This window comes from Sphingorhabdus sp., assembly GCF_044374345.1.
Classification (GTDB): domain Bacteria; phylum Pseudomonadota; class Alphaproteobacteria; order Sphingomonadales; family Sphingomonadaceae; genus Sphingorhabdus_B.
In genome coordinates this window covers 1-3,905 of sequence record NZ_JBILOS010000133.1, presented here as the reverse complement: position 1 = coordinate 3,905, position 3,905 = coordinate 1, and the positions used below count along the sequence as shown (strand labels likewise).

At 57.6% G+C, this 3,905-nt stretch carries 2 protein-coding genes; both read right to left on the bottom strand.

All coding sequences use genetic code 11. The features are described 5' to 3' along the window. Positions 1 to 122 precede the first annotated feature (122 nt). Positions 123 to 3,608, bottom strand: coding sequence for a transcription-repair coupling factor (gene mfd / locus ACIQ5B_RS10415; protein ID WP_397598961.1), 3,486 nt, complete (start codon positions 3,606 to 3,608; stop codon positions 123 to 125). Next, the coding region (locus ACIQ5B_RS10410; RefSeq protein WP_397598960.1) for a succinate dehydrogenase assembly factor 2 at positions 3,605 to 3,905 on the bottom strand (301 nt) is incomplete at its 5' end. The genes ACIQ5B_RS10410 and mfd, both read right to left, overlap by 4 nt.

Here is a 3,905-nt window from a genome sequence, read left to right as displayed (position 1 = left end):
CGATATCCGTAAATAGTCGATACTGCGTCCAAATCCGTCGATCATTTTTGCGATGTAAGCGGAAAAGCTTGCGCTACCAAGCTGAATTAATTTGCCGAAAGGGTTCGGAAAGTTTTTCGCTGCTATGGACGTGAAGGGGAGCCATGCCGGCGGGCAAGATTTGCAAGGCCGCGTGACAGCTGCAAACAGCCGTTGAGCCGCGCTGCGGGGTCGCCCCATATGCGGTTAATAACCAACTTGCTGTCGGGACGTAGCTTTGCCGTCTCGCCCAATTTGTCGACATAGGCCAACAACCCTGTGACGTTGGGCGGTGTGTCCTGATGGAAACTGACCAACGTACCGCGGGCGCCGACCTCAATTTTTGCGACCTGCGCAACGAGCGCATTTTGCTTGATCTGGATAAGCTTCAGCAGGTTCTGCGTTGGCTCCGGTATCGGGCCGAAGCGATCGGTCATTTCCGCGGCAAAACCTTCGATGTCCTGACCTTCCTCGAGGTCGTTCAAACGGCGATAGAGCGCCATGCGGACCGACAGATCGGGGACATAATCTTCGGGAATGAGGATTGGCGCATCGATGGTGATTTGCGGCGAGAAGCTGCCGCGCGGCTTTGCGAGGCCATGCGCGCCCGCACGCGCTTCCAAGATCGCCTCTTCGAGCATCGATTGGTATAATTCAAAGCCGACCTCTTTGATATGGCCGGACTGTTCATCGCCCACCAAGTTGCCCGCACCGCGAATGTCGAGATCGTGGCTCGCAAGCTGGAACCCGGCACCAAGGCTATCGAGATCACCAAGCACCTTCAGACGCTTTTCCGCCGTTTCGGTCAGTACGCGATTCGGTTCATGCGTCAGATACGCATAAGCGCGGGTTTTCGAACGCCCGACGCGACCGCGCAGCTGATATAATTGGGCAAGGCCAAAGCGGTCGGCGCGGTGGATGATCAACGTATTCGCGCTCGGTATGTCCAGCCCGCTTTCGACAATCGTGGTCGATAGAAGGACGTCGTAGCGCTTTTCATAGAATGCGCTCATGCGCTCTTCGACCTGCGTCGGCGACATTTGCCCGTGCGCGGTGACATATTTCACTTCAGGCACTTCAGTGCGTAGATATTCTTCGATCTCGGTAAGATCGGTTATGCGCGGCACGACAAAAAAGCTTTGCCCCCCGCGATAATGTTCGCGCAGCAACGCTTCCCGCAGCACCACTGGGTCCCATGGCATAACATAGGTACGCACGGCTAGACGGTCGACCGGCGGCGTCTGGATGACCGATAGTTCGCGCAGGCCAGACATGGCCATTTGCAAAGTCCGCGGGATCGGAGTGGCCGTCAGCGTCAGCATATGCACGTCGGTCTTCAGTGCTTTCAACTGCTCCTTGTGATTGACGCCGAACCGTTGTTCTTCGTCAACAATGACCAAGCCAAGTCGTTTGAATTCAAGTGACTTTGCAAGAACGGCATGCGTTCCAATCACGATGTCCAAAGTGCCATCCGCCAAGGCTTCACGCGTTTGTGTCGCTTCGGCGGTTGGTACGAGCCGCGAAAGCCGACCGAGCTTTAACGGCAGGTCACGGAAACGTTCGGCAAAGTTCGAATAATGCTGCCGCGCCAGCAATGTCGTCGGCGCAATGACCGCGACCTGAAGACCCGCCATCGCCGCTGCAAAAGCCGCGCGCATCGCGACTTCGGTTTTTCCAAAGCCGACATCGCCGCACACGAGCCGGTCCATGGGTTTGCCTGCGGACAAATCCTGAAGCACTTCTTCAATCACGCGCAACTGATCTTCGGTTTCCTCATAAGGGAAACGGTCGACAAAGCCGGCATAGGCAGGACCGTCGACTTCAATGATCGAACCCGGACGAAGCGCACGTTCGGCCGCGGTTTTAAGCAATTCGCCCGCAATTGCGCGGATGCGTTCTTTCAGCTTCGACTTGCGCCGCTGCCACGCCTCACCACCCAGCTTGTCGAGTGATACATGCTCGCTGTCGGACCCATAGCGCGACAGAACGTCGATATTCTCAACGGGGACATACAGCTTGTCTCCGCCGGAATAAGTGAGGGCAACGCAATCATGCGGACTGTTGCCCACGGGTATCGAAATCAGCCCTTCATAACGGCCAATACCATGGTCCTGATGCACCACCAGATCGCCCGGCGTTAGCGCGGCAAGTTCGGCCATGAAGGCATCGGCGGATTTACGGCGCTTTTGTCTGCGCACGAGCCGGTCGCCCAGCATGTCCTGTTCGCTTAATACGGCTATGTCCGGCGTTGAAAAGCCATGGTCCAATGGCAACACAACCATTGCCGTCCGCCCGGCGGCCACGCCCAATGCTTGCTGCCAACCGTCCGCATCGACGATGGACGGCGCGCCATGATCCGCCAGCAAACCCTTCAGCCGCTCGCGTGCGCCGATGGAATAGCTCGCAATGATGGTTTTCGTTTTCTTGCTATGCAGCGATTTCAGATGCGCGGCGACGGCTTCGTAGACATTGGCTTTCTGCGTGCGCTCCGGTGCGAAATCGCGCGCTGCTGCGATGCCGAAATCAATGACGCTTGCAGAGTCGGGCTGCGCGAATGGCGTAATCAGGTGCGCGGCATTGTCGTCGAAAAGCTGGTCGAGTTCGCCGCCGCTTAAATAGAGCATCTCGGGCGGCAAAGGGCGATAGCTGCCGGGTTCTGCGGCCTGCGCCTTCACGCGATTTTCGTGATAGTCGCTGATGGAGTCTAGCCGCGATTGGCCCGCGGCAATCGTGCCACTGTCGCGAATGACAAGCGCGTCGGCCCCGACATGGTCAAAGATTGTCGCCATGCGCTCTTCAAACAATGGCAACCAATGGTCCATGCCCGAAAGCCTGCGGCCTTCCGAGACGGCCTGATAGAGCGGGTCGCCCGTTGCGGTCACGCCAAAGCGTTCGCGATAGCCAACACGGAAACGCTTAATCGCGTCTTCGTCCATAAGGGCTTCAACCGCGGGCAAAATATCGAAATGTTCGACCTGGTCGATGCTGCGCTGATCCGACGGATTGAAACGGCGGATGCTTTCGATTTCGTCGCCGAAGAAATCGAGGCGAAGGCCAACTTCGCTGCCGGCGGGAAACAGGTCGACAATGCTCCCGCGGATCGCGAATTCGCCTGCGTCAGCTACGGTGTCGACACGAAAATAGCCGTTCGATTGCAGCAATGATGCAAGCCGTTCGCGGCTGATTTCCCGGCCAGCGGCCAAGCGTTCACCCGTCTGGCGAATGCGGAAGGGTGTAACATATTTTTGGATGACTGCGCCGATGGTGGTGACCACCAACTGCTTCTTTTTTGCAGGCTGCTGAAGCGCTTGCAATGTCGACATGCGCTGCGACGTGACCGCAACCGAGGGCGATGCGCGATCATAGGGCAGGCAATCCCATCCCGGCAAAATCAATATCTCAAGTTCAGGCGCAAAAAACGGCACGGCGTCTGCAATTGCGCGCATGGCCGCCTCATCAGGCGCGATGTAAAGCGTGCGTGCTTTGGCCGCGCGTGTCAGGTCGGCAAGCAGAAGCGGCGCAAAACCCTGCGGCACCGACGCGAGCGTCAGCGCGTTGCGACTGGTTGTGATCCGCTGCAAATCAATCATGGGTTTTGGGTGCTAAGCCCTTCAGGCAGCGTGATGAAATTCAGCTGCATCAATTGATCCATCAATGGCCCCGCAAAGGCAGGGTCGGGCGGCGCAGTGCCGAGTGCCCACGCCATGATGTCGACATCTTCCTCTTCAATCAAACGTTCGAACCATTCATATTCGGCTTCGCCCCAGTTGGCCGAACATTGGTCGAAAAAGCCGCCGACCATGGCGTCCGCTTCGCGCGTGCCGCGGTGATGTGCACGATAATGCAGTTTGCGACGATAGGGGTCAGCGTCCATGTACGCATCCTTT